A 25,361-nucleotide genomic window follows, 5' to 3' on the forward strand; every position below is an offset into this window, starting at 1 on the left:
ATGGGACTACACTTCAAGCTAGGGCGGAACCGGCTCAACCAGGACCAGGTCAGGGCCCAGCAACTATTTGACCTGGTTCAGCAAGAAGATTTAGACCAGGTTTATTACCTGATCCCCGACCACCTCAAATTTGAATCAGAAGTCAATATATTAGACTTTTTCAAAGAGAAAAGCCAGGCCAAAGCAGCTGGCATGATCAAAGTCCAGGTTTACAGTTTTACCCGGCTTGCTTGGGCCTTGCTGTCGGATTCGGCCATGGTTAACCGGACTCGCCTATCCCAAACAGGTCTAGCGGTCATGGTCAAAAAAATAATGCTGGAGTTAAAGCAAGACAAGGTAGACCTCCTAGTTTACCAAGGACAAGAGGCCTATCCGGGCTTTATCAGTAAGTTGACCGACCTCCTCTTGGAATTTCGTTCGGGTTTGATCGAAGCTGAGGACCTGACCCAAATAAAGGATCAGTTGGATCAAGAGGGGCAAAGCTTTCGGAAACTGGCTGACTTAGAAAAAATCTACCCCAAATTTTTAGAGGAATTGAGTCAAAAATACTTAGACCAAGAAGATATTTTAAAGACCCTAGTCGATTATATTAAAGGTCATGACTTTTCCCAAACTGTTTTTGTCATTGACCATTACGACAGTTTTTCTAGCCAGGAGATGGACTTGATAAAAGCCCTCTTAGAAAATGCCAAAGACGTCTACCTCTACTTAAACCTGGACAAGGCTTACCCTAATAACTATCCCCCCCTCCTAGATATTTTTTACCAGTCGGGCAAGACCTACCAGCAGGTCTTTCAACTAGCCCAGACCATCCCAGACCTAGCTATCCAAACAGACTATATTGACCCATCCGGCTACCAAGTAGGGATTAAGCCCGGCATTTTAGACTTGGAAGACTATTGGTATCGAACTTATAGTCAAAACCAGAAGGGTAGTCCAGTCCAGTCCAGCCAATTGAAAGACCGGGTTCAGATTACTGAAGTTTTAACTATCCAAGATGAAGTCCACTACCTAGCCAATAAAATCAAGCAATTTGTCGCTTCTGCTTCCTACCGTTACAAGGATATTTTGGTAGTGGGTCGGGATCTCTCTGATTACAAAAATAGCTTGGTTCCTATCTTTAACCAAGAAGGGATACCCGTCTTCTTTGACCTAACAGATTCCATGAGCCAGCACCCCCTCGTGGAATTTTTGCTAGCTGCCATCCGAATCGTCCTCTACAACTTCCAGTACCCAGATGTCATGCGTTTTTTACGGTCAGAGTTATACTTGCCAAATGACCAAGAAAAAACCACCAGTCCAAAGGCTTGGCGGGCCAAGGTAGACCAAACTGAAAACGTCCTCTTAGCCTATGGTTACCAAGGACCGGCCTGGACCAGGGGTGAGGATTGGGTTTATGACCGGATCAGTAGGGGAAGGGAAGACCAGGAGCAAAGTCTAGAAGAAAAACGAATCCAAGAAACCAGTAACCAGGTCAGAAGTCAACTCCACCGCTTGTTTGACCCCTTGATCAAAAGCTTAAACCAAGACCACATAACCAACCGACAGGCAATGCTAGCTATTTATGATTTTATGGAAAAATGTCAGGTGAAGGACCGAATTTTAGCCTGGCGGGACCAGGCCTTAGAAGCCCAAGATCTAGACCAGTCTAAGCGTCACGAGCAGGCCTGGCATAGTCTTATCTCCCTTTTTGATGAATATATTGAAGTAATGGGGGACTACCCATGGGACGGGGAAGAATTTCTTGCCATGATTGAGCTTGCCTTTGAAAGCACGGAATTTTCTAACGTTCCACCAAGGCTGGACCAGGTTACGGTGACTAGTCGACTGGACTGGGACCGGACCAGCCGTCATCCCATCGTCTTTTACCTTGGCATGAACGAAAGTAACTTTCCCCAAGCTATTGACAACCAAAGTATTTTAGACGACCAAGACCGGCAAGTCTTCCAGGACTACCTCCAAGAGAATCCTTTAAAAAATTTGCGGTCTAGTAGTGAGGAAAGGTTGGCTGACGAAGCTTATACAGCTTACAAGGCTTTTAACCTAGCCAGCCAGTACCTTTTCTTTAGCTATAGTCAAAAACAAGATGGGGCTTCAGACCATAGTCTCAGTCCCTATCTCAAACAAGTTCAGCAGGCCTTTGACCTTGAGATATACCAGCAGGGAAGGTTAGGAGACTTAATCCAGGACCCCCATCCGAAAGATTTAGACCAAGTCCTGGCTTCCAAGTACCAATTGGCCAACCTAACCCTCTTGGCTTTCCGCTTAGACAGGGAAAAGCAAATTCCTCTCCACCCCCTATGGGCCAAGCTGGCAACTTACTTGGCTGCCCAAGACCAGGGGCAATTAAGAAGGATTTTTTCATCCTTGGACTTTAAAAATATCCCAGTCCCATTAGGGGAAAAACTGGCCCAAGACTTGTACGGTAAGGACCTTTACTTGTCTGTCTCCCAGCTTGAGACCTACTATAAGGACCCCTACAATCACTTCTTGCAGTACGGCTTGAAATTAAAAGACCGAGACCAATTAGAATTGACTCCGGCAGAGTCCGGTTCTTACTACCATGACATCTTAGACCAGGTCATCAGTGAAGTTATCGCCTCCAAGCAAGATCTGGCAGACATAGACCCGGCCGACCTAGAAGACTTGGCCCAAGACCGAGCCAGAAACTTGTTAGAAGACCCCCGCTACAAGGTTCTATCAGCTTCCAATCAGATGGCTTTCATAAGAGACCAACTCCTTAAAAATGTTAACCGCCGTCTTAAATCCACCCACAAGCACTTTCAGTCCTCCCATATGCGGCCCTACCTGACTGAATTAAACTTTGGCCTGGGCTCGTCTGACACCAGCCTGCCAGCCTATGAAATTCCTTTAAGTGACCAGTCCACTGTTTACTTGCGGGGTAAAATCGACCGGGTGGACTTGATGTCTGACCCAAATCGGGGAGAAGACCACAAGTATTTGCAAATTGTCGACTACAAGTCCAGCAAAAAAAGCCTTAAGGCAAGTGAATTAAATGCCGGTCTGTCCTTGCAACTCTTGACCTACTTTGATACAGTCTTAAAATATTATGACCAGCTAGACTTAAACTTAGCAGGCCTAAAACCCCTGGCTGCCCTTTATTCTCAGATCCATATGCCTAAAATCATGGTAGACAAGCTTTTAAATGAAGCCGACCTAAACCAAAAAATCAATAAGGAATTAAAATACCAGGGCCTCTTGCTGGATGAACCCAAAGCATTAGACCTACTAGATGTGAACCTACAAGACACTAATGGTTATTCTGACTACTATCCCTACATGAAAAAGAAAGATGGTAGTTTTTCAATCCGAAGACCCAACCAATTGATTAAACCAGCAGACTTGGAATTGTTGCTCCACCACAACCGGCAATTAATCGCTAAAGCTGGCCAAGACATCCTCTCTGGCAAGTTAGTGATGAAACCTTATTATGGAGTGGACCATATTGATACTGTTTCAGGGCCCTACCACGCTATTTCCCAATTTGATGTTTTGCTAGCAGAAAACCAGTACCAATACTTAACAACCTTTGATTCGATGGAAGACTATCTAGCCCATTTGCAAAAACTCTACCAAAAAGATGGAGGAGACCATGACCCAAGACACTAAACCTAATTATACACCTGAACAAAAAGAAGCCATCTACCATACTGGCCATGATATTCTAGTTTCGGCCTCGGCTGGTTCGGGAAAAACCATGGTCTTGGTTGAACGCATCCTTAACTTAGTCAGCCAAGGAGCCGATATTACCGACTTATTGGTAGTGACCTTTACCAAGGCGGCGGCCCAGGAAATGAAAGAACGGATCCAGGCCAAGATCCAAGACCAAATTAGCCAGGCCCCATCTGGCAGTAACCTTAAAAACCACCTAATTAAGCAATTACCCTTGATCAACCAAGCCAATATTTCCACCATCCACTCCTTTTGTTCTAAGGTTATCCAAAAATATTACTATTTGATTGATATGGATCCAGTCTTCCGCATGTTGACAGACCAAACCGAAATCGACCTGGTCCAAGAGCGTATATTAGATGACTGCATCAATTTGAAGTTAGAAGACCAAAACCCTAGCTTTTACCGCCTGCTAGAGATGTTTGCTGGCCCTAGTAACTTGGACCCTTTTAAAGACATGGTTCGGTCTATCTATCAATCTGCCCTGGCCAGACCCGACAGTATCAAATGGTTGAGTGAGCTGGGCCAGACCTACCAAGTAGATGACCTCAAGGACCTTTCCATCTACCAGGATGAAATTAAAGGAGACATCCGCTCTAGTTTAGACCTGGCTATCGACCATTACGACCAGATCTTAAACCTGGTCCAAGGGGAGGCTGGCCTTGAAAAATTCCAGGACAAATTTGGGGAAGTTCGCCAAAAACTAGTCAGTTTTCAAGACCTAGTCCAAAAAGACCAATTGGATGACTTTTACCTACAAGGTCAAGCCATGAAATTTCCTAAAAAACCGGCACTGCCCAAAGACTACAAGGAAGACCCCCATTACCAGGCCCTGGATGAAGAGGTCAAGGCTTTAAATAATAGTGGTAAAAAAGCTTTTAACAGCCTCATTGAAGACTATTTCACCATCAAGCCCAGTGACCAAGTGGATAAGATTAACAAGTTAAGACCCTTGGTGGAGTCCTTGGTTGAACTCCTTTTAGAATTCCACCAGTCTTTTTCAGCTGAAAAAGAAAAGATGCGGGCCTTAGACTTTAATGACCTGGAGCACAAGACACTCGATATCTTAAGCCATGAATCAGGGGTGGCCCAGGCTTATTACCAAGATCTTTTCCAAGAAATCTTAATTGATGAATACCAAGACATCAATGTCCTCCAGGAAGCTATTTTATCCAGCCTGGCTAAGCCAGGAGCGGGTAACCGCTTTATGGTGGGGGATGTCAAGCAGTCCATTTATGGCTTCCGCCTGGCTGAACCCAAGCTCTTTATTGACAAGTATGACCGCTTTGGCCACGACCCGGTCAAGGAGCGGATTATCTTACAGGAAAACTTCCGGTCCCGTAATACAGTCTTGGACTTTATCAACTATATCTTTCACCAAATCATGGACCGGGACCTGGGCGACGTAGTTTACGATCAAGCCGCCCAGTTAAATGTGGGTAACCCAAACTTTCCCAATGAGACGGATGACTTGGATTCCAAGCAAACTGAATTCCTCATCTACCAAAGCAAGGGGGAAGATTCAGATAGGGAAGGGGAGATACCCCCCCAAGATGGGATCCGCGAAAGTAACCAAGGTCAGTACCGGATGGTGGCCCAAAAAATTAAGGACCTGGTGGATTCTGGCTTTTTGATTTACGACAAAAAAGCAGACCGAAACCGCCCCCTCCAATACCGAGATATTGCTATTTTAACCCCAACCAAGAATAACAACTTGGTGATTAGTGAAGAATTTAAGGCATTGGGCATCCCAGTGGCTATTAACAATACTGAAAATTACTTCCAGCGGACCGAGATCAAGACCATGATGTCTATCTTGAAGATTATTGACAACCCCTTGCAAGATATTCCCCTGGTCGCCGTCTTACGGTCCATGGTCCTGGGTTTAACCGAACCCGAATTAGCCAAAATCCGTCTCATCAACCGCCAGGGCCTCTACTTCCATGCCTTAGAAGACTATGCCAAGGCCAAGAAGAACAAGGTTGACCCTAACTTGCAGGTCAAGGTTCAAGGCTTTTTAAGCCAGTTGGAAGAATGGCGGGACTATGCTAAATTTCATTCCCTGGTGGACTTGATCTGGAAGGTTTACCAAGACACCAACTACCTAGAGTATGTGGCTGGTTTACAGTCAGGCCAACAAAGGCAAAACAACCTCCATGCCCTGTATGAACGAGCAGGGGCCTATGAAGCTTCTTCCTTCAAGGGTCTTTTCCAATTCATTAAATTTATTGAAAGCATGCAGAAAAAAGACAAGGACCTGGCTGAACCTGTCAGTGTGACGGAAGATGAGGATGCTGTCCGTGTTATGACCATCCATGCTAGCAAGGGCTTAGAATTTCCCATCGTCTTTTTGACCGATAGCTCTAAGAAATTTAATGTCAGTGATGCCCAGGGAGACTATGCTGTCGACAGCCACCAAGGTTTGGGGCTCAACTATATTGATACTGACCAACAGCTTAAATACCCCACCTGGCTCAACAAGGGTATCCAAGCTAAACGAATGCGGCAGTTGATTTCAGAACAAATGCGGGTCCTCTATGTTGCATTGACCCGGGCTGAACAGAAGCTTTTTATCACCGGTACGACAAAGACTAAAGAAGACCTCCTTAAGAAGTGGAAGACGGTCCAAAGTCAGACGAATACCACCTTGTCCATTAAAGAAAGGCTCAAGCCCGATGACGGCTTCCTCAATTGGCTGGGTAAGGGGATTATCCGCCACCCCTTGAGCCAAGATTTAAGGGACCAAAAGGACAGTCCGCTCCTGGCTTTCCAAGATATTTCCTTTCAAATTCACTTCTTCAATGAAGCCGACTTGGTCAAATCTAGTTCTAACCCTGACCAAGGACCAGGGGAGGGGGATAGTCAAGATATTAACACTCAAACAGCTAAGTTAAATCCTAGCCAAGACTGGGGCCAGGATGAAGAAGACCTTAAGCAAGAACTGGACCAAGCCAAGGCCTATCTTTCCTATCATTACCCCCACCAGCTTGCTGTTAATACCACCAGCTACCAATCTGTTTCTGAAATTAAACGCTTTTTTGAAGTAGATGAAGGATTGGAAAAGATGGACTTCACCGGTCAAGGGAGCAAACCCAACCGTTATGTCAGCCAAGACTTAGCAGACCCCCAATTTATCCAAAAGGGAAGCCAGGCTAAACCTTCTTCCAAGGATATCGGGTCAGCTACCCACTTAGTCCTACAAAAATGCGATCTCAGCCAGCCAGTGACAGCCCAGGCCATCCAAGCCGTCATAGACCAGCTGGTTAACCAGGAAGTGATCGACCAAAACTTGGCGAATTACATCGACCAAAACTCCCTGGTTAAGTTATTCGCAGGAGAATTTGGCCATTTCTTGCAAGACCATGCCAGTCAGGTCAAACGCGAACAGCCTTTTTCTCTCTTGTTGGAAGCAGGCGACCTTTTCCACTTGGATACCCAGGAAGAGGACAGTGTATTAATCCACGGGGTTATTGATGGTTTTGTTCAAGTTGGTAAGGAGATTACCCTCTTTGACTACAAGACCGACCAGCTAGGCCACTATCAAGATCCCGACCAAGTCTTAAGAGAGCGCTACAAGGGGCAAATAGCCCTTTATAAACGAGCCTTAGAGACTATTTATCCTGATAGTCGGGTCAGTCATGCCTACCTGGTCTCAACAGACCTGAACCGGGCCATTGAAGTTTAACTTGTATTATAAATACTCAAGTTGGAAGTTTCTGCTTCCAGCTTGGGTTATTTGCTTTTGATAGAATTATAAAATTTGTTATTCTCAAACTGAGGGTCTAGTTTGAGAATTTTTCACCGGTTTTCTAAAATAACAACCATTATTTGAGAAATTTGGCGGACTTTTCTCAAACAACTATTGTTATTCGAGAATCTCTCAACTTTTTTCTCAAACAACATTAGTTATACGAGAATTTTAAAATCCAGGTCATTTACTCCAGAAGGTGGCATCTGACTGGCCGTTTTAAAAATGATACTGTATTGGCTTCAGCAAAGCCATTTAGCAGGTAAGCAAAAAGCCTAGTTGGAAGCTAACTTCCAGCTAGGCTTTTCATTTCTATTCTGCTTCGCTTTCATTTTCTGTTTGTCCCTCAAAGGAGTAGGTAGCACCCTGGGAGTAGTTGTTGCTAGCATCCCAAAGGAGGAACTCATCAACCCCATTATCATGGAGGGCCTTGACTTGGTCGGTGACTTCTTGCGCACCATATTCCTTGTAGTTTCCTGCTCCAAGGTAGCTAGCTGTAAAGTCTTGGATCCAAGGTCTGGATTGGGGTGCATCACTGCCCAGTTCATCGAGGAGGACATTTTCTAACTTCATGTATTCATCGACAGTGCTGTAAGGTTCTAGGTCGGGCTTTTCAATGCCAAAGTTACCTGGCCCCCAGTGGCTAGGGTAGACCATGGCCGAAATGGCATCCACATGTTCAGAAATACCTTGGAAGCTTTGTCCGATACCAGGTGCTTCTTGGATAGCTGCTGCATAGCCAAAAATATCAACGGAAACGTCCACATTATAAGGGATGAGTTCATTTCTGGCATGTTCGACAAAGCTCTTAACGGTGTCAATCCTTTGTTCAGAATTTGTAGTGGAGTCATCATATTTGCCCCGACTGTATTGGAGTTCTTCGTCCCGAGTTTCAAAACCTTCTGGGAAGCGGACATAGTCAAATTGGATATCGCGGAAGCCAACTTCAGCGGCTGCCTTGGCGATTTCAATGTTGTAGTCCCAAACTTCCTGCTCGTAAGGGTTAACGAAGGCTTCGCCCCGGCCATTTTTCCAAAGCGTTCCATCCGCCTGGGTAAAGGATAAGTCCGGTCTTTCTTCAGCTAGGACTGTATCTTTAAAGACAACAATCCGGGCGATAGGGTAGATGTCATTTTCCTTAAGGGTCTCAACAACTTCCTCAGCATCAGAAAAGGGGTTGCTGGCATTTTGGATGGCCTGGCTATCGCTGTCAAAATCCAAAACGACTTGCCCGTAATCTTCCTTGACATCGATCACCATGGAGTTCAAGTCAGTGGAATTCACCATGTTGATTAAGTTTTGGAAGTTAGCTTCTGCTGTCGTTGGGCCGGTTACGTAAATCCCCTTAACCCCATCTTCAGGGTAGGCTACAACTTCATCGGGACCGTAAGACAATTCGGGAGGGAAGTTTTTGGGGATGGCTAGGATAGGATCTTCATTAATGCGGAGGGGGCCATCCAATTCCACTTCCTGGTCTTGATCATCGCCAGCTTCTTCACCACCATCTTCTTCATTTTCTGAACCTGCTTGGTCCTCTTGGTCTTCCTGACCGTCTGTTTCTTGGTCTTGGACAGCTTCTGTATTTTCGTCAGCTTGGTCACTTTCTTCTTGGGCTAGGGCAGGGAGGCTAGCTGAAGACAAGATTAGGAAACTGACCAGCGAGCCGATTAATTTTTTATGCGGCATCTTTATTCCCACTTTCAATTAAACTAGGGTCGACAAACCCATATCCTTTTTCTTCAAAACCGAGGATAATATCTTCAACAGCATCCTTGGTCCACTCTCGGTCGTGCATGAGCAAGTTAGCACCATCGGATAAGAATTCACTATTCACCATAATGTCTGCTAGGGCATCGGGGTCTTGGTACTGGCTCTCCCAGTCGTAGCCATAAGACCAGTTCATAGACTGCATGCCTTCTTCTTCAGCCACCTGGTAGGAGTAGTCGGTCTGAGCCCCAAAGGGTGGGCGGAAAAAGCGAGGTCTAACCCCAATGAGTTCTTCAACTCGGTCGTTGGTATCAACGATCTCAGCTCTTTGGGCTTCTTCAGATATTTCTTGCAGGTTGGGGTGGTTATAGGTGTGGTTGCCAATTTCAAAGCCCATGTCGTGGATGGCTTGGAGTTGGTCTTGGCCTTCTTGGTCATCCAAGTACATAGCATTGACGAAGAAAATAGCAGGAACGTCGTGGTCATGCAAAATCTCTGCTATCTCTAAGGCATAATTGTCAGGCGCATCATCAAAGGTCATCAGGACCACCTGACTGTCCGCTCCGCTTCCTTCAATCGGTTCAATCCGAAAGCTTTCTTCATTTAATGTGTACTGTGCTTCTTGGTCCGCTTCAGCCTGGTCGCTTTCATTGCTAGCTTCTTGGCCATCTTGACCTTGTTGGTCTTCTACTTCTTCAGTGTTTTCCTCTTGGGCTTCATTTTCTTGGTCTTCTTGGTCACCTGAGCAAGCTACCAAGATGAGGGGAGCGACTAGGAGGGGTAAGAAGCCTTTCATTTTATTTTTCATTCGTTTTCACCTTCCTGATTGTTTTCTTCCTCGTTAACACTTTGGGCAAAGTCATCGATTTGGTCCAAAATTTGATCAAATTCTGCATTTAAATCGGAGGCTTGGTTCTTCAAGTCTTCATCCTCTGCTTCAATATCTTCTAGACCTTGGAGAAATTCTTCCCCCGAGACTTCATCGGAGCCAATATCTTGGAAGAAAGTTTCCTGGTTATCTAAACTAGTTTGGTATTGGTCGGTATAGGCTTCAACTTGGTCAGTAAAATTATGTAAGTTGTCAGCCAAGGCTTGGACTTCTTCTTGGTTCAGTTCCTCACCGTCATAATCTGCTAAATAATCAGCCTGGTCAGTGATGCTTTGGTTGAGGTCCAAAATACTTTCCACTTGTTCGCGCCGTTGGTTGACATTTTCAAAAACTTCAGCATCTTCACTTGTGAAACGATCTAAACCTTCTTCAGATCCAAGGTCTTCTTCAAAAGTATCCATTAAGTCAGCCTCTGTATCGTAGAGCTCATTAAATTGGTCTACCATGGCCTGACTATCTTCTTGAAGATTACTTGTTGTATCACTGACGCTTGATATACTATAATTAGTGCATCCAGCAAGTAGAAAAAGGCTGGAAGAACTAACCAGTGTCTTGACTAATTTATTCAAGTTCAAACTCCTTCGTAATGTAAGATTGGTATTTCCATTCTACAGTAAATAAGTTAGGATGTTAATCATATTCCCCTAATATTGACCACTTGTGGCCATTAATTTCACAAAAGGAGCTATTAAAGCATGATCCAATATTATTTTATCAGCTTGGTCATTATCATTCTTGACCAATTAACCAAGTATTTAACAGCCAGCAATCTAGACTTAGGCCAGACTATAAACTTGATTCCCAATGTCTTGTCTTTGACCCATGTCCAAAACACTGGGGCAGCTTGGAGTATATTTGAAGGACAGATGGTCTTTTTTTACCTTGTCACCATCTTAGTCGTGGCCTTTTTAATCTACCTTCTCCACAAGGAAGGTAAGAAGTCAGCCCTCCTGGCAACGGCTATTGCTTTTATGATTGGTGGCGCCCTGGGTAACTTTATTGACCGCCTATTCCACCAGTACGTTATCGATATGATCCAAGTTGACTTTATGTCCTTTCCAATCTTTAATATTGCTGATATAGCCCTAACAACTGGGGTTATTTTGATGCTTGTAGCAGTCCTTTACGACGAATACATGATGAAAGGAGGGGAGGAAGGATGACTGAAAGAAGAGAAGTCCGGATAGACCAAGAAAAGGGGCGTCTGGACAAGGTCTTAAGTGATCAACTCAATGATTTATCCCGGTCTAAAATTCAAGACTTGATTCAAACAGACCAGGTGACCGTCAATGGCCAGGCTGTAAAAGCCAACTACCAAGTCGCCAAAGGGGACAAGGTAGTCCTTACCATCCCGCCAGTTCAAGAAGTTAACTTAGAAGCTGAAGCTATTCCAGTCCCTATTGTCTACCAAGACTCAGACCTAGCTGTGGTGAATAAACCCCAAAACATGGTCGTCCACCCCAGCCTAGGTCACCCAGACCATACCTTGGTCAATGCCCTTTTATACCAACTGGACAACTTGTCTGGTATCAACGGAGAATTGCGGCCAGGTATTGTCCACCGGATAGACAAGGACACATCGGGTCTTTTGGTCGTAGCTAAAAATGACCTGGCCCACCAGTCCTTATCCAAGCAGTTAAAAGACAAGACGGTTGACCGTCACTACCTAGCCTTGGTTCATGGCCACGTCCCTCATCCAAAAGGGACTATCGATGCTCCAATCGGACGCGACTCAAAAGACCGGAAGAAATATGCCGTCACTGAGAATGGGAAAGAGGCCATCACCCATTTTGACCTTATCCGCTACTTTGGCCAAGACTATAGTCTCATCCAGTGCCAACTGGAGACCGGCCGGACCCACCAAATCAGGGTCCACCTAGCCTATATTGGCTTTCCTTTAGCCGGAGACCCCCTATACGGTCCGAAGAAGACCCTTGAGGGACCAGGCCAATACTTACACGCTAAGACTTTAGGCTTTGACCATCCCAGAACTGGCCAGCGCCTATCCTTTACTAGCGACTTGCCGCAAGTTTTTCAGCAAACCTTAAAAGAATTAGACTTAAAATACAAATAAAGTTTGCAAGCTTGAAGCCTTTATGCTAGTATGTTTAATTGGTGGTAGCACCATATCATGCAGTCATCCGCTAGGACCAAGCACCCAAGATGGTTGCGCGAGAGGAGTAGAAAAATGAACCCATTGATCGAAGAAATTACCAAAGAGCAGTTACGAGATGATATTCCAGACTTTAGACCTGGTGATACTGTCCGCGTTCACGCCCGCATTGTCGAAGGGAGCCGTGAACGTATCCAATTGTTCGAAGGCGTTGTTATCAGTCGCCGAGGACAAGGAATCAGTGAAATGTACACTGTTCGTAAAATTTCTAGCGGAGTTGGGGTAGAACGGACTTTCCCAGTTCACTCCCCACGTGTTGCTAAGATCGAAGTTACCCGCCGTGGTCGCGTTCGTAGAGCTAAATTATTCTACTTACGCAAACGGACTGGTAAGGCAACCCGAATCCGTGAACAAATGCGCCGTTAAGTGGCCACAAATGACCAAACCTACTTTCGATAGGTTTGGTCATTTTTTATGTTAAAAATCATTCATATTGACTCGTTAAGATCCTAGGCTAGGGCAAGATAGTAAAATAATTTGTTTATTTGTCAAAATAAGTTATACTGAATGTATACATAGACTTTTGGAGGAATATTATGAGTTTGATTACCGAAAAATTCAAGCAACTTGCCGATGATCAGAATGTGAAGTTTAAAGACCGGGTTGTTGAACAACCGATTAAAAACAAAGATGGGGAAGAAGTGACCCAAAAGCAACACGCCTTCCAAACCGGCCTACAAGTTAACAAAGACAAGGTTGTTCCCTGCTCTGTTATTATTCAAGAATCACCTAGCGACCGGGTTAACTACCAAATTACCTACAATAGAATTGGTTACGTTACTGACCGCAACAAGATAGGGTCTGTCCTTGAAGAATTAAATGAACTCAACCGGGTGCGAAGTGGCTACTATCACTTTGCCATTTCCAAAGATGGCGAATTAATTATGCGTAACTTAGGTATTACAGGTGAAGACGTTAGACCCCTTATCAATACTTTTGTCTTCGGTGCCCGCATCTTGCGCGCCCTTTACCAAGAACTAGACCAAATTTCTGGCTTAGACCTAAGCCAATCCAACCAAGCTAACTAATTTATAATCAATTTGCCTACCAGGTCCGATCTGACAAAACTAATATTGGGAGTAACAAAAATATATAATAGGAGTGTTTAGATTGGCACAAGATTACGATGAAAAGCAGTTGTTAGACCAGGTAGAGAAAGTAACCTATGACTTGCTTGAAGAAGCAAAACTGGAAGCTGGCCAGGCCCTCGTTTTAGGCTTGAGTACCAGTGAAGTTGTCGGTGGGCAAATTGGGAAAAATTCCAATGCTGAAATCGGTAAGGCAATTGTCTCCAAAATCAAATCCATCTTAGATGATAAGGGGATTTACCTGGCTACCCAGGGTTGTGAGCACATTAACCGGGCCTTAGTGGTGGACCGGGAATACGCTAAAAGCCACAATTTAGAAATTGTTAATGTCAAACCAGCCCTTCATGCGGGTGGATCAGGCACAGTTGCCGCCTATGACCTCTTAGACGACCCGGTTATGGTGGAACACATCACAGCTGATGCTGGTTTGGACATTGGGGACACCTTTATTGGGATGCAGGTGAAATTTGTCCAGGTTCCTGTCCGTTTTGATATTGACCAAATTGGACAAGCCCATTTAACTGCCCTTCGGTCTCGACCTAAAAACATCGGTGGCGAACGGGCTGAGTATGAATAAGTTGACTTAATCGCTTGAGATAAGTAGTTTAAAACTGATGAAAACTAGGGAGGTAGACCCATGCAACAAGCGAATCAAATTTTAAATCCTGTTTCAGGTTTTTTGTGGCAAAATCGCATAGTAGCTGTGTCTGCTTAACTAAAATCAAGTAAGCCTAGATACAGCTGATCAACTCGATTGACCTGTATCTATGCGTTTATAGAGCAAAAACCGCATAGATCGGATAAGTCTGTGCGGTTTTTCACAACCGTAGTCAACTACGGTTGTTTTTTATTTTAAACTAATTTTTAATTAGGAGGGAAAAGATTGAAAAAATTACTTGCCACCATTGCGGTCCTCATTGCCATTGTTTCCTATTACACGGTTTCCTACCAGGATCCAGAACAAGGTCAGGCTAGCCTAGACCAAGAAGTGAGTGTTGGCATCCTACAATTGGTCAGCCACCCATCCCTGGATGAAATCCAACAAGGCATCCAAGATAGCTTTGAAGAAGATGGCAGCCAAGTCGAAATTGACCTGCAAAATGCCCAGGGGGACCAAAACAACCTTAATACCATGTCCCAACGATTTGTTTACCAAGAGGCAGATCTGATGATTGGAATTGCCACCCCAGCTGTCCAGGCCTTGGCTAATGCAAGCTCAGATATTCCCATTATCATGGCTGGTGTCACCGATCCAATCGAAGCTGGCTTAATGAAAGACTTAAATCAACCGGGTAGAAATATTAGTGGGGTGAGAGACCTAACCCCCTACCAGGACCAAATCGACCTTATCCAAACCATCCTACCAGACTTGTCAAGCTTGGGGATTATTTACTCCAGTGGTGAGGTTAATTCAGCCAAGCAAAGTCAAGCCGCAAAAGACTATGCCCAGTCCCTTGGTATGGAGGTCAAGGAAGCGACTATTTCTTCGCCAAATGACCTCATCCAAGTAGCTGCCCAATTATGCCAGGAAGTGGAGGCTATCTGGGTGGGAACGGACAATAATATTGCTTCTGCCTTTCCCAGCCTGGTCGAAGTGGCTAACGACAACCAGGTTCCCATCTTCCCAGCAGTTTATGAAATGGTGGCAAGTGGGGGACTAGCAACCCGGGGACTGAGCCAGTATCAAATCGGACGGTTGAGCGGGCAAATGGCCTTGGAAGTTTTAGCTGGAGCAGACATTGCTAATCTTCCTGTCCAAGATCCTACAGAGACAGAACTCGTGGTTAACCCTGACCAGGCCGATCGCTTAGGCTTGACCATCCCGTCTGAAATCCTAGAAGAAGCAGACATCCTAATAGAGGGAGGTCAAGAATGAACTTAATCATTGTTTCCATAGCGGAAGGGTTATTATGGGCCGTCATGGCTATCGGGATTTTCCTTTCTTTCCGTATCCTACAAATAGCCGACTTGACCATTGAAGGAGCCTTTCCCTTAGGGGCAGCTGTTTCTGCTGCCATGATTGCAAGCGGGTTTAACCCACTCCTAGCTACCCTTATGGGATTTGTAGCTGGTATGCTGGCTGGTTTGGTGACTGGTCTTTTAATTAATAAGTTAAACATTCCAACCCTCCTAGCCGGTATCTTGACCATGACGGGCCTTTACTCCATAAACTTACGGATTATGGGCCAGGCCAATATCAGTTTACTCAACCAAGACCGGTTTACCCAAATCTTAGACAAGGTCTTTAACCTTCCTAGCCAAACCAACCTAATCCTCCTAGCCAGCTTGATTTTGACTGTCATTGTTGCTGGCTTACACCTCTTTTTTAAAACTGACCTCGGACAAGCCTTAATTGCTACAGGGGATAATGAGCGTATGGCGGCTTCCATGGGGGTCAAGATCCAACAAATGAAAATTTTAGCCCTTATGTTGTCCAATGGCTTTGTGGCCTTGTCTGGGTCCTTAATTGCCCAAAATAACGGTTACGCTGATATCAGCATGGGGATTGGGACCATTGTCATTGGACTGGCCTCCTTGATGCTGGCTGAAGTGATTTATGCCAATGTCTCGCTAGGGGTCCGGCTCACTTCCTTGGCCGTGGGGTCGATTATCTACCGGCTCCTCATTTCCCTGGCCCTATCCTTGGGGCTCCAGCCCAACGACTTAAAACTGGTCTCGGCAATCTTATTGGCACTTGTCATCGCCTTGCCACATTTTTTCAAGCATTACCAATCCAATTTAAAAGCCATGAAGGAGGGAGACAATGACTGAGCGATTACTCCACTTATCCAATATTAAAAAGACCTTTAACCCTGGTACCCTTGATGAAAAACAAGTCCTGAAAGGCTTAAACTTAACCATTCACAAGGGGGATTTCATCAGTGTCATTGGGGGCAATGGGGCAGGCAAGTCTACCTTACTCAATGTTATTTCGGGAGCTACTAAGCCTGATTCAGGCCAGATTCAAATGGAGGGAAAAGATATCACTCGGACGGGGGAGGTTAACCGGGCCAAAGACATTGCCCGGGTCTTTCAAAACCCAAGTTTGGGGACTGCCCCAAGGATGACTATCGCTGAAAACCTGGCTATTGCCATGAAGAGAGGGGAAAGACGGCTTTTCGGCCGGTCCTTAACCAGTACAAACAAGGCCTACTTTAAAAAACTCTTAGCCAGTCTGGACCTTGGCTTAGAAGACCGGCTGGATGACAGCTTAGACCTGCTGTCAGGCGGTCAGCGTCAGTCTATCTCCCTCTTGATGGCCACCATTAAAAAGCCTAAGCTCCTCCTCTTAGATGAGCATACCTCTGCTTTAGACCCTAAAGCTGCTGGTAAGGTGATGGCCCTGACAGACCAAGCCATTAAAGAAGACCAAATCACCAGCCTTATGATCACCCACAATATGAGACAGGCAATTGATTACGGCAACCGGCTCATTATGCTCCACCAAGGACAAATTATCTTGGACATGAAAGGACAAGCCAAGGATGAACTAACAGTTGACAAGGTTTTGGACCTCTTCCAAAACCAGACCCTGGACCAAGAAGTGACCGATTCCCTTTTCTTGTCCGATTAAGATTGTTTCAAAAGAGGGCTTTCTATGGTATATTAGGCAAAAGCAAGGAAAGTTGGGTTAAGATGTCAAATACTTACTATACAATTTACTGGATTAACAAGCGTGATGATGTCAGAAAAGAGCATGGGACCTACAAGAGTGAAGACGAGGCCAAGGAAGCCATCTTGACCTGGTGGGAAATTAACCAGGAAGATTATGACTATGAAATTTACCGAACCAATACTGGGGCCCTAGAAGTCAAATACATCGATGACTATTCCTTCTACCGGATTGAAGCGGTACAAAGTGACCAAAAGCTGCCTTCCAAATCTTACAAACTCTACAAGCATGACCAAATCCTAGCCAAACGAAAGGCCCTTGATTTAGATGACAACCAATACCTCTTTGACCAATTAGCCGAACCTTACCGGGACCGGCTGATCATGGCCATGGCCAGTCCCAAAGTCGCCCGGAGCTTGGTTTACAACCAAGAAGGTCAACCCCTCTTCCAAATTGATGACTAAGCTTTAAACCCTATAGATGATTAAGCCAAGGCCCTTGCCATTTACAAGGGCCTTTTCTCATCCACTTTTTTATAGGTTTAGCTAGGACCTAGTTGAGGCCTTTCAGTATAGGTTTTGTAGTCACTAGTTAAGTTTTTAGCAATTTTCAGTTATAATGGTTATAGTGGAAATGATGACTAGTGAAGAGGAGTGACCATTTTGGATGAGATTTCGCAAGACCTAATCGAAAGCTGTATCGAAACAGTTCGGCAAGACCACCCCATAGTAGGGGCAGTGACCGGCGTTTTAGCCAATGATTTTGTGGCTAGAAGTCAAAATGCAATTGGTGCTGGCTCGGCAATCGTGAATATGCCTGACGAGGCAGAAGCTATGATCGACAAGACGGATGCTTTTTATATTAACGTTGGGACCATCCTGCCGATATTTGAAGATACCATCCCCCAAGCTGGTCGCATACTAGCCAAAAGTGGCAAAACCTGGCTCCTAGACCCTGTAGGTATTGGCTTAGGATCTTTAAGAACGCGACTATTGCGACAATTTAAAGGCTACCAGCCTACCATCATCAAGGGGAGACCAGCTGAAATTCTTTCCTTGGCTAACTTATGGTCCTGTGACGGTGGCCGGCCTAGTGACAGTTTAAGTCCCCAACCCCCTGCTGAAGAAGCCTTAGCAGCAGGAGTGGCCATTGCTGACCATACGGGAGGGGTGGTGGTTATCATTGGCGAAAAAACCCTCATAGCAAGCCCCGACCAAGTTTACTGTGTAGAACGCAAGGCCCATTACCTGGATAAATTAACCGGTATCCACTCCATTTTAGGGGGCCTCATCTCAGCCTATGCCGGGGTAGAAGACCCCCTCCCAGCTGCCTTGGTAGCTTGCTTGGTCTTGGAAGAAGCCGGCAACCAGGCTGAGCAAGTGTCTGACGGTATTGGGACCTTCGAACTCAAATTAATTGATGCCCTAGAAAAAATTGACCCCAAAGCGGTTAGCCAATACCCATTCACCCTAAAAGATTAAGTTAAAAGGACAGCCTACTGGGACTGTCCTTTTTTGATCCTAGTCTAAATACTCGTTTTATCCTGGATTTTTTGTTAAAATTTTTATAATAGATTGATTCAAACCAGGATGCAAAGGATGATTAGATGAAAACGGCTTTAGTAATGGAAGGTGGGGGCATGCGTGGCTTGTACACAGCTGCCATTTTAGATTATTTTATTGGGACGGGTATTGAGTTTGATGCCTTATTTACGGTATCGGCTAGTGCCTTATTTGGGATTAACTTACTGTCCAAAGACCAATACCGGACCATCCGATACAACTTAAATTACGTTAATGACAAACGTTTTGTTAGCTTAAAAAACTTGATCAAGACAGGGAATATGGTGGACGAAAACTATGCCTTCCATGTCTTGCCCTTAGAATTAGACCCCTTTGACAATGAAAAATTCAAGCAAGCTGAGTCAGATTTTTATGTCACAGTCACCAACCTAGAAACAGGTTTAGCTGAACACTTCAAGGTCCAGGATGCCCACCAGGATGTGGAAGTTTTCCGGGCCTCTTCTTCCTTGCCCTTCGTTTCCCAACCGGTGGAAATCGACGGTCAGCATTATTTAGATGGGGGAGTGGCGGACTCCATTCCTTACCAAAAGGCAATGGACTTGGGTTATGACAAGATTGTGATTGTCTTGACCCAACCCTTAGACTACCGCAAGTCTAAGACCAACCCCTTACTGATTGACTTGGCTTACCGCAATTATCCTGAATTTGCCGACCGCTTAAAAAACCGTTACTTGGAATACAACCAGACTCTGGATGAGGTCAAGGCTTTAGAGGACCAAGGAGAGGTCTTTGTTATCAGACCTTCTAGGGACTTAAATATCTCCCGGATGGAAAAAGACCCCCAACGATATATTTATGCTTATAAAACCGGCCTCAAAGATATCCAGGCCAACTATCCCGATATGATTGACTACCTGAAAAAAGATTAATGGTAGGTTTAAAGTCAACTGACACAAACCAAAGAATATCAAAGTCTCCAGCTAGCATGTGGGGGCTTTTTACTTGCTAACTTTATTCGAACCAATTAACAAAAAACTTGATTTGTTGACACCATGAAAAATTGTTATACTATTGTGGTAATGTTTTGCAAAGGGGATTTTTTATGTTGTCAACATTGGACTTAATCAAAGTGATTAAACCGTATTTTTCAAAATATAAACATATCTTAGTTTATGACTTGATATTTGCACTCTTAACCACCCTGGCTGGCTTTATCCTGCCCCTTGTCTTGCGACAACTCACCAATTACGGAGCCAGTGGTAGCTTAACTGGTAGTATAATAGCCAGCCTGTCCTTAATCTTTATCGTTTTAAAAGTCGTTGAAGTAATTGCCCGCTACTACATGACCAATGTTGGCCACCGGATGGGTGCTTTGATTGAAACCGATATGCGGCGCGACCTCTTTGACCACCTCATGGCCTTGGACAATGACTACTACAATGAAAACCGGGTAGGGGAGTTAATGTCCAAAGTGACCAATGACCTGTTTGACATTACCGAATTCAGCCACCACGCCCCCGAAGAATACCTGATTTTTGCGGTCCAAACCGTGGTTTCCTTTATTATTTTAGGCATTATCAACCTACCTTTGACCTTGGTGATCTTTATCATGCTGCCCTTGATGTTTGTCGTCTCCCGTAAGTTCCGGCAAAAAATGGGTCATGAGCAGATGAACCAACGCCGGCAGATTGGGAAATTAAATTCTGGGATTGAAGATTCCTTGTCTGGTATCAATGTGGTCAAAAGTTTTGCCAATGAAGATCAGGAAATTAATAAGTTTAAAACAGGTAATGAGGACTTTTACTACATTAAGAAAAAATACTATATCTCCATGGCCGGTTTTATGACCGTTACTTCCGCCTTTGAAGGGGTTATGTATATTATCGTCTTGGTCATGGGAGGTGTCTTGATCTTAAATGGGTCCATGCTGGCTTCTGACATGATTGTCTTTATTATGTACATCAATATGCTGATTACCAGTTTGAAGCGGATCATCCAGTTTACCGAAAACTTCCAAAAGGGGTTAACCGGTATCCAACGCTTCCATGAAGTGATGACTGCTAAACCACGGGTTATCGATTCCTCCCATCCGATTGAATTGGAAGATGTGGCTGGAAGAATTGAAGCCCGCCACCTAGTTTTTGACTACCACAATGGGGAGAGGGTCTTGGATGACATCAACTTTACCATTGAACCCGGCCAGCAAGTGGCCTTTGTAGGACCATCCGGGGCAGGCAAGTCCACTTTAATCAACCTAATCCCCCGTTTTTATGATTTAACGTCAGGAGAAATCCTCGTTGACGGCCACAATATCCAAGACATCAGCCTCTTTTCTTTAAGAGACCATATCGGGATTGTCCAACAAGATGTCTACCTCTTCGCTGGAACCATAGCGGATAATATCCGGTATGGGAAGTTGGATGCTAGCGATGCGGAAATCCGCCAGGCTGCCGACCTTGCTGGGGCTACTGGCTTTATCCGTGAACTACCAGAAGGCTTCAACACCAATATTGGGGAAAGAGGGGCCCGGCTATCAGGCGGACAAAAACAAAGAATTTCCATTGCCCGGGTCTTCTTAAAAAACCCACCTATCTTAATCCTAGATGAAGCGACTTCTGCCTTAGACAACCAAAGTGAGTTAGTTGTGCAAGAATCCTTGGATAAATTAGCCCAAGGACGGACCACCATCACTATTGCCCACCGCTTGACAACGGTTGAGGATTCAGACCTAATCTACGTTTTAACCGACGATGGCATTATCGAACAAGGTAGCCACCAAGACCTGATGGATCAAAAAGGTTACTACTATAGACTTTACTCCAGAAGTTTAGACTAGACTTCAGTTAAATTATGCTAAAAGCATCATAGAGAGAGGCAAGTCATGACCAAAAAACAAAAACAAGTCCTGTCTGCCCTAGCTGCCCTAATCCTGGGCTTGCTTGGCCTGTTTGGGATAGACCTAGTCGGTGAAGAAGCTAGTCAGGGTAGTGACCAAGCTGCAAGCCAACAAACTTGGAAGGATGAAGAAGGTCAGGCTGAAGTAGGAGCATTAGACCCAAACGGCCACTACACTGACAAGCAAAATGTGGTGGACTTTATCGATAACTTTCAGCAATTGCCAGATAATTACCTGACCAAGGAAGAAGCCCGTAACTTAGGTTGGGTACCTAGTGAAGGCAATTTAGATGAAGTGGCCCCCGGCATGTCCATAGGAGGCGACGTCTTTGGCAACTTTGAGGGGAACTTACCGGATGAGCCTGGCCGGCAATATTATGAGGCAGATATCAATTATGATGGAGGCTTTCGCAATGCTGAACGCCTAGTCTTCTCAGATGACGGCTTGTATTTTTACACTGACGACCATTACGATAACTTTGAAGAAGTCCAACCCAGCCAAGCTAAGGGGGTTTAGATGGATATAGTGACCATTCATTGCCGAGACTTAATCCAAGCCGGCCAAGACCTTAATTACCTGAAAGACCGTTTAGACTTAACTAACTGTTCAGGCAACAACCTGGATGCCCTGTGGGACTGCCTCAGTGAAAAAGAAGATGACTGTCTAGTTATCTTAAGGCAAAGCAGGCTATTAAAAGAATCGAGTCGAGGACTAAAGCTACAAAGATTTTTCCAGAGCCTGGATCAGAATTTAACTTGTTATAAAATAATATATAAATAATGAAATTTATTTGACTTGTTTCAGGAAGTGTGTATAATTAGAACATATTTACTGTTTTATTAGAATGTTGCTGTCCCTTATACCTAATACTTGTAGATGTTGAATAACTGTCCATTACGGTTTCCCTGATTACAAATGTGGTGTGCATTTGATACCTGCAAAGATGGGTGTGTGAATGTAAAATTAGAAAGGAATACCATGTTACCAGATATACAAGAATTAGCAGATTTGATTTGGCAACCCATGATTATCTTAGTGCTAGGGGGGAGCATCCTACTTACCCTCCGCACAAGATTTTTCCAAATTAGGCACCTACCTTTTATTTTGAAGGAAACCTTTGGTCAGTTATTTTCAAATGACGACAATGGACGGGGGACCGTTACAGCCTTCCAGGCCATGACCACAGCCCTAGCTTCCTCCATCGGTGCTGCCAATATCGTTGTCGCCCCAACCGTTATCTTCCTAGCTGGACCTGGTGCCCTCTTTTGGATGTGGGTTTCAGGAATTTTGACTTCTGCAACTAAGTTTGGGGAAGTAGCCCTAGCCATCAAGTATCGGGAGAAAAATGAAGATGGGGAGTACATAGGTGGTGCCAGCTATGTCTTCCGCAAGGGGATCCGGAATAATATTGGGAAAATTTTAGGCTTTTTAGTTTCATTTATCTTGATGATTGAAATTCTACCCTCTATTTCCTTGCAGACCATCTCGGCAGCTGGTCCTGTTGAGAATGTAGCGGCTGCCATCGGAATTGATAATACCCTTGCCCGCAATATCACCATTATTGCGATCTTTATTTTAACTGTTTTGGTCGTTTACGGTGGGGTCAAGTCGATTGGAAGATTGTCCGAAAAACTAGTTCCTTACATGGCCATTACTTACTTGGTTTTGGGTGCCATTATCCTAGTTATGCATATCGACCAAATTCCTAACGCCCTTCGGATGGTTGTTGTTGGGGCCTTCAACCCGAAAGCCATTTCCGGCGGTTTTGTTGGAGCCACCCTCCAAAATGTCATCCGAAATGGGGTAGCTCGTGGTGTCTACTCCAACGAAGCTGGACTCGGAACTACTGGTTTTGGCCACGCTGCGGCGACCACTGACCACCCAGCCCGTCAAGGGGTTTGGGGTGTCTTTGAAGTGATTATCGACACCCTGGTTGTTTGTACCATGTCCGGCCTAATTATCTTGGTTACTGGGGTTTGGACTCCGGGTATGAGTGAACAAGCTTTGAACGAGACCATGCCGGTTGCGGTAGAGCGAGCCATTAATGAATCCTTGGGTGTCTTTGGTTCAGTGGTTATCTCCATCTGCCTCTTCCTCTTTGTCGTCTCTACGATGATTGTCATCGTCTTCTACTGCGAGAAACAAGCTGAATACTTGTTTGGTCGGACTGGAGGTCTCTTGCTCAGAGCCATCGCCTGTGGGATGATCTTGGTCTCCATGTTCATCAGTTTTGAAAATGCTGGAGCCTACCTAGACCTGGCTCTAGCCTTTGTGGTCCTACCGAATATGATCGGTATTATCATGCTCAATGGTGAGGTCAAGGCCATCAAGGAAGACTTCTTCGATAATCCGAAATACATGTCAAATGATTAGACTTAGCAAGCTCAACTAGCAGGTTCCTGCCTGCTAGTTTTTTTGTGGCCTAAGCCTTGTCGGGCTAATGAAGGACTTGACCTAATTAAAATTTGCTTGTTTTATAATAATTTTTTTGATCATTTTTCGATAATATATATGGGTAGATATATAATTAAATTATATTAAAAAACACACTTATCTTATTATAAAATAATAGTAGTAGCAGAAGTCGACCCAAAAGACAAGGAGGAATTCCCATGTCAAGGTTTGAAGGTAAAAACGTTGTCATAACTGGTGGATCTGGTGGCATCGGTAAGGTAACTGCTAAGGATTTCTTACAAGAAGGGGGCAATGTTGCCTTAGTCGATATTTCCCAAGAGGCCTTAAACGAATCCAGGGAAGAATTAAAAGAATTCGGCAAGGTCATTACCATAGTAGCGGATGTGACGAAAGAAGAAGACGTGAAACACTATGTCCAAAAACCCTTGATGAATTTTCTGGTATCGACATTTTCTTTAACAATGCTGGTATTGAAGGCAAGGTTGCTCCTATTCATGAACAAAGTTTTGAGGACTTTACTAAAGTCTTGGATGTAAATGTAAACGGTGTCTTTTTAGGTATGAAGTATGTTGTCCCGGTCATGCTAGAAGCTGGTCGAGGCAGCATCATCAATATGGCTTCCGTGGCCGGCTTAGACGGTTCCCTGGGCATGTCACCTTATAACGCTTCTAAGCATGCGGTTGTTGGCTTAACTAAGGCAGCAGCCCTGGAATTAGCAGCCGACAATGTCCGGGTCAATTCGGTCCATCCTTCACCGGTCAATACCCGGATGATGAGAGCCGTAGAAGAAGGGATGGGGTCCAGTCAAGAAGATATGTCCTTGTCTATCCCAATAGGCCGCTATGCAGAATCCTCTGACATCTCCAATTTGGTCCTCTTTTTGGCAGATGATGCCAGCGACTTTATTACCGGTGTCCAATACAGGGTAGACGGGGGGATGGGTGTTTAGTGTGCTGACGGTCCTCAATCGATTTTGGTAATCCTAGTCAACAATTCAATAATGACCTTTACTCATATAGCTATTGGGGTGACCGTCTTAGATCAATGTCTAGTCGGTCATCTTTTTTGATAACCAGCTTGACAGAAGGGAAAAAATTAGCTATAATTTTAAATCGTAATAGTTACGAATTAAATAGAGGAAGGGTTTTCCGATTGGCAAAGAAATCTAAAATTGCAAAATTGAAAAAACAAGAGGCAATGGTCGAAAAGTACCGCGACCTACGCCAAGAATTGAAGGACAAGCATGACTATGAAGGCTTGGCCAAGTTACCCCGAGATGCTTCACCTACTCGTTTGCGGAACAGGGACCGGATCGATGGACGGCCCCATGGTTATATGCGGAAATTTGGTCTGTCCCGGCTCAACTTCCGCAAGTATGCCCACCAAGGGAAGATCCCTGGTGTCAAAAAAGCCTCTTGGTAAAAGTTGAAAGGAGGAGGTAAAGTGGCAGCAAAAGAAGACTTAGCAGTAGCTTACCGGCTAATGAAAAGCCCAAATAAAAAAACAGCCCGTCGTGGCTTGAAGATGATTAAACAGCACAAGAAAAAGCTAAAGGGAATTAAATAAAAAAGAGGCCGTAAACCGGCCTCTTTTTTATGGTCTTTCTATTCATAAGC

General features: G+C 44.7%; 24 protein-coding genes. 21 read left to right on the plus strand and 3 right to left on the minus strand.

Features of this window, described 5'->3' with window-relative positions; all coding sequences use genetic code 11:
- Together HMPREF9698_RS01995 and addA are read left to right on the plus strand one after the other, a co-directional pair.
- Window positions 1-3,630, plus strand: coding sequence for a PD-(D/E)XK nuclease family protein (locus tag HMPREF9698_RS01995; protein WP_003776799.1), 3,630 nt, complete (start codon window positions 1-3; stop codon window positions 3,628-3,630).
- The gene (gene addA, locus HMPREF9698_RS02000; protein ID WP_003776800.1) at window positions 3,614-7,378 is read left to right on the plus strand and encodes a helicase-exonuclease AddAB subunit AddA; all 3,765 of its coding nucleotides are present in this window, start codon (window positions 3,614-3,616) and stop codon (window positions 7,376-7,378) included. Before HMPREF9698_RS01995 ends, addA begins: the two co-directional genes overlap by 17 nt.
- A gap of 375 nt (window positions 7,379-7,753) precedes the next feature.
- Here the strand turns inward: addA and HMPREF9698_RS02005 are convergent, their stop codons facing one another.
- The 3 genes from HMPREF9698_RS02005 to HMPREF9698_RS02015 are packed head-to-tail and all read right to left on the minus strand — an operon-like array spanning window position 7,754 to window position 10,606.
- Window positions 7,754-9,127 (minus strand): putative glycoside hydrolase, encoded by a 1,374-nt coding sequence (locus tag HMPREF9698_RS02005; RefSeq protein WP_003776802.1) that lies wholly within the window; start codon window positions 9,125-9,127, stop codon window positions 7,754-7,756.
- Window positions 9,117-9,956 (minus strand): polysaccharide deacetylase family protein, encoded by an 840-nt coding sequence (locus HMPREF9698_RS02010; protein ID WP_003776804.1) that lies wholly within the window; start codon window positions 9,954-9,956, stop codon window positions 9,117-9,119. Before HMPREF9698_RS02010 ends, HMPREF9698_RS02005 begins: the two co-directional genes overlap by 11 nt.
- On the minus strand, window positions 9,953-10,606 hold the full coding sequence (locus tag HMPREF9698_RS02015) for a YkyA family protein (protein ID WP_003776807.1): 654 nt from the start codon (window positions 10,604-10,606) through the stop codon (window positions 9,953-9,955). The genes HMPREF9698_RS02010 and HMPREF9698_RS02015 overlap by 4 nt, the downstream gene beginning before the upstream one ends.
- Window positions 10,607-10,732: 126 nt before the next feature.
- Between HMPREF9698_RS02015 and lspA the strand changes: the two genes are divergently transcribed.
- The 19 genes from lspA (at window position 10,733) to HMPREF9698_RS08910 (ending at window position 25,311) form a co-directional block, all read left to right on the plus strand.
- Window positions 10,733-11,200, plus strand: coding sequence for a signal peptidase II (gene lspA, locus HMPREF9698_RS02020; RefSeq protein WP_003776809.1), 468 nt, complete (start codon window positions 10,733-10,735; stop codon window positions 11,198-11,200).
- Window positions 11,197-12,111, plus strand: coding sequence for an RluA family pseudouridine synthase (locus tag HMPREF9698_RS02025; RefSeq protein WP_003776811.1), 915 nt, complete (start codon window positions 11,197-11,199; stop codon window positions 12,109-12,111). Before lspA ends, HMPREF9698_RS02025 begins: the two co-directional genes overlap by 4 nt.
- Before the next feature lie 114 nt (window positions 12,112-12,225).
- Window positions 12,226-12,576: a 50S ribosomal protein L19 gene (rplS, locus tag HMPREF9698_RS02030; RefSeq protein WP_003776814.1), complete on the plus strand. Its 351-nt coding sequence runs from the start codon at window positions 12,226-12,228 to the stop codon at window positions 12,574-12,576.
- Between the two features lie 170 nt (window positions 12,577-12,746).
- Window positions 12,747-13,238 carry a hypothetical protein gene (locus tag HMPREF9698_RS02035; protein ID WP_003776815.1) on the plus strand — a complete coding sequence of 164 codons (492 nt, stop codon included), beginning with the start codon at window positions 12,747-12,749 and terminating at the stop codon, window positions 13,236-13,238.
- An 82-nt stretch (window positions 13,239-13,320) separates the two neighbouring features.
- Window positions 13,321-13,875 (plus strand): TIGR01440 family protein, encoded by a 555-nt coding sequence (locus tag HMPREF9698_RS02040; RefSeq protein ID WP_003776817.1) that lies wholly within the window; start codon window positions 13,321-13,323, stop codon window positions 13,873-13,875.
- A 306-nt stretch (window positions 13,876-14,181) separates the two neighbouring features.
- On the plus strand, window positions 14,182-15,174 hold the full coding sequence (gene trpX, locus HMPREF9698_RS02045; RefSeq protein WP_003776818.1) for a tryptophan ABC transporter substrate-binding protein: 993 nt from the start codon (window positions 14,182-14,184) through the stop codon (window positions 15,172-15,174).
- Window positions 15,171-16,070 carry an ABC transporter permease gene (locus HMPREF9698_RS02050; protein ID WP_003776820.1) on the plus strand — a complete coding sequence of 300 codons (900 nt, stop codon included), beginning with the start codon at window positions 15,171-15,173 and terminating at the stop codon, window positions 16,068-16,070. Before trpX ends, HMPREF9698_RS02050 begins: the two co-directional genes overlap by 4 nt.
- Window positions 16,063-16,872: an ABC transporter ATP-binding protein gene (locus HMPREF9698_RS02055; protein ID WP_003776822.1), complete on the plus strand. Its 810-nt coding sequence runs from the start codon at window positions 16,063-16,065 to the stop codon at window positions 16,870-16,872. The genes HMPREF9698_RS02050 and HMPREF9698_RS02055 overlap by 8 nt, the downstream gene beginning before the upstream one ends.
- Before the next feature lie 62 nt (window positions 16,873-16,934).
- On the plus strand, window positions 16,935-17,375 hold the full coding sequence (locus HMPREF9698_RS02060) for a hypothetical protein (RefSeq protein ID WP_003776823.1): 441 nt from the start codon (window positions 16,935-16,937) through the stop codon (window positions 17,373-17,375).
- Between the two features lie 198 nt (window positions 17,376-17,573).
- Complete coding sequence (locus HMPREF9698_RS02065) at window positions 17,574-18,392, plus strand: hydroxyethylthiazole kinase (protein WP_003776825.1); 819 nt, start codon at window positions 17,574-17,576, stop codon at window positions 18,390-18,392.
- 125 nt (window positions 18,393-18,517) lie between these two features.
- Entirely contained in the window at window positions 18,518-19,363 is an 846-nt protein-coding gene (locus HMPREF9698_RS02070; protein WP_003776826.1) for a patatin-like phospholipase family protein, read from the plus strand.
- Window positions 19,364-19,536: 173 nt separating this feature from the next.
- Entirely contained in the window at window positions 19,537-21,270 is a 1,734-nt protein-coding gene (locus HMPREF9698_RS02075) for an ABC transporter ATP-binding protein (RefSeq protein WP_003776828.1), read from the plus strand.
- Window positions 21,271-21,315: 45 nt separating this feature from the next.
- Complete coding sequence (locus HMPREF9698_RS02080; RefSeq protein ID WP_003776830.1) at window positions 21,316-21,846, plus strand: ribonuclease domain-containing protein; 531 nt, start codon at window positions 21,316-21,318, stop codon at window positions 21,844-21,846.
- Window positions 21,847-22,110 (plus strand): barstar family protein, encoded by a 264-nt coding sequence (locus HMPREF9698_RS09270; protein WP_003776831.1) that lies wholly within the window; start codon window positions 21,847-21,849, stop codon window positions 22,108-22,110.
- Window positions 22,111-22,308: 198 nt separating this feature from the next.
- Window positions 22,309-23,703 (plus strand): alanine/glycine:cation symporter family protein, encoded by a 1,395-nt coding sequence (locus tag HMPREF9698_RS02090; RefSeq protein ID WP_003776833.1) that lies wholly within the window; start codon window positions 22,309-22,311, stop codon window positions 23,701-23,703.
- 239 nt (window positions 23,704-23,942) lie between these two features.
- Window positions 23,943-24,281: an SDR family NAD(P)-dependent oxidoreductase gene (locus HMPREF9698_RS09230; protein ID WP_003776835.1), complete on the plus strand. Its 339-nt coding sequence runs from the start codon at window positions 23,943-23,945 to the stop codon at window positions 24,279-24,281.
- Window positions 24,272-24,694: an SDR family NAD(P)-dependent oxidoreductase gene (locus HMPREF9698_RS09235; protein ID WP_003776837.1), complete on the plus strand. Its 423-nt coding sequence runs from the start codon at window positions 24,272-24,274 to the stop codon at window positions 24,692-24,694. Before HMPREF9698_RS09230 ends, HMPREF9698_RS09235 begins: the two co-directional genes overlap by 10 nt.
- Before the next feature lie 203 nt (window positions 24,695-24,897).
- Window positions 24,898-25,167, plus strand: a complete 270-nt coding sequence (rpsN, locus tag HMPREF9698_RS02105) for a 30S ribosomal protein S14 (protein WP_003776840.1) — start codon at window positions 24,898-24,900, stop codon at window positions 25,165-25,167.
- A gap of 21 nt (window positions 25,168-25,188) precedes the next feature.
- Window positions 25,189-25,311, plus strand: coding sequence for a putative metal homeostasis protein (locus HMPREF9698_RS08910; RefSeq protein ID WP_003776842.1), 123 nt, complete (start codon window positions 25,189-25,191; stop codon window positions 25,309-25,311).
- Window positions 25,312-25,361 lie beyond the last annotated feature (50 nt).

The sequence above is a fragment of the Alloiococcus otitis ATCC 51267 genome (assembly GCF_000315445.1).
GTDB classification, from domain to species: Bacteria; Bacillota; Bacilli; order Lactobacillales; family Carnobacteriaceae_A; genus Alloiococcus; species Alloiococcus otitis.

Coding starts and splice junctions, on each gene's coding strand:
- HMPREF9698_RS01995 (WP_003776799.1), top strand. CDS start 1: ATGGGACTACACTTCAAGCTAGGGCGGAACCGGCTCAACCAGGACCAG.
- addA (WP_003776800.1), top strand. CDS start 3,614: ATGACCCAAGACACTAAACCTAATTATACACCTGAACAAAAAGAAGCC.
- HMPREF9698_RS02005 (WP_003776802.1), bottom strand. CDS start 9,127: ATGCCGCATAAAAAATTAATCGGCTCGCTGGTCAGTTTCCTAATCTTG.
- HMPREF9698_RS02010 (WP_003776804.1), bottom strand. CDS start 9,956: ATGAAAAATAAAATGAAAGGCTTCTTACCCCTCCTAGTCGCTCCCCTC.
- lspA (WP_003776809.1), top strand. CDS start 10,733: ATGATCCAATATTATTTTATCAGCTTGGTCATTATCATTCTTGACCAA.
- HMPREF9698_RS02025 (WP_003776811.1), top strand. CDS start 11,197: ATGACTGAAAGAAGAGAAGTCCGGATAGACCAAGAAAAGGGGCGTCTG.
- rplS (WP_003776814.1), top strand. CDS start 12,226: ATGAACCCATTGATCGAAGAAATTACCAAAGAGCAGTTACGAGATGAT.
- HMPREF9698_RS02035 (WP_003776815.1), top strand. CDS start 12,747: ATGAGTTTGATTACCGAAAAATTCAAGCAACTTGCCGATGATCAGAAT.
- HMPREF9698_RS02050 (WP_003776820.1), top strand. CDS start 15,171: ATGAACTTAATCATTGTTTCCATAGCGGAAGGGTTATTATGGGCCGTC.
- HMPREF9698_RS02055 (WP_003776822.1), top strand. CDS start 16,063: ATGACTGAGCGATTACTCCACTTATCCAATATTAAAAAGACCTTTAAC.
- HMPREF9698_RS02060 (WP_003776823.1), top strand. CDS start 16,935: ATGTCAAATACTTACTATACAATTTACTGGATTAACAAGCGTGATGAT.
- HMPREF9698_RS02070 (WP_003776826.1), top strand. CDS start 18,518: ATGAAAACGGCTTTAGTAATGGAAGGTGGGGGCATGCGTGGCTTGTAC.
- HMPREF9698_RS02075 (WP_003776828.1), top strand. CDS start 19,537: ATGTTGTCAACATTGGACTTAATCAAAGTGATTAAACCGTATTTTTCA.
- HMPREF9698_RS02080 (WP_003776830.1), top strand. CDS start 21,316: ATGACCAAAAAACAAAAACAAGTCCTGTCTGCCCTAGCTGCCCTAATC.
- HMPREF9698_RS09270 (WP_003776831.1), top strand. CDS start 21,847: ATGGATATAGTGACCATTCATTGCCGAGACTTAATCCAAGCCGGCCAA.
- HMPREF9698_RS02090 (WP_003776833.1), top strand. CDS start 22,309: ATGTTACCAGATATACAAGAATTAGCAGATTTGATTTGGCAACCCATG.
- HMPREF9698_RS09230 (WP_003776835.1), top strand. CDS start 23,943: ATGTCAAGGTTTGAAGGTAAAAACGTTGTCATAACTGGTGGATCTGGT.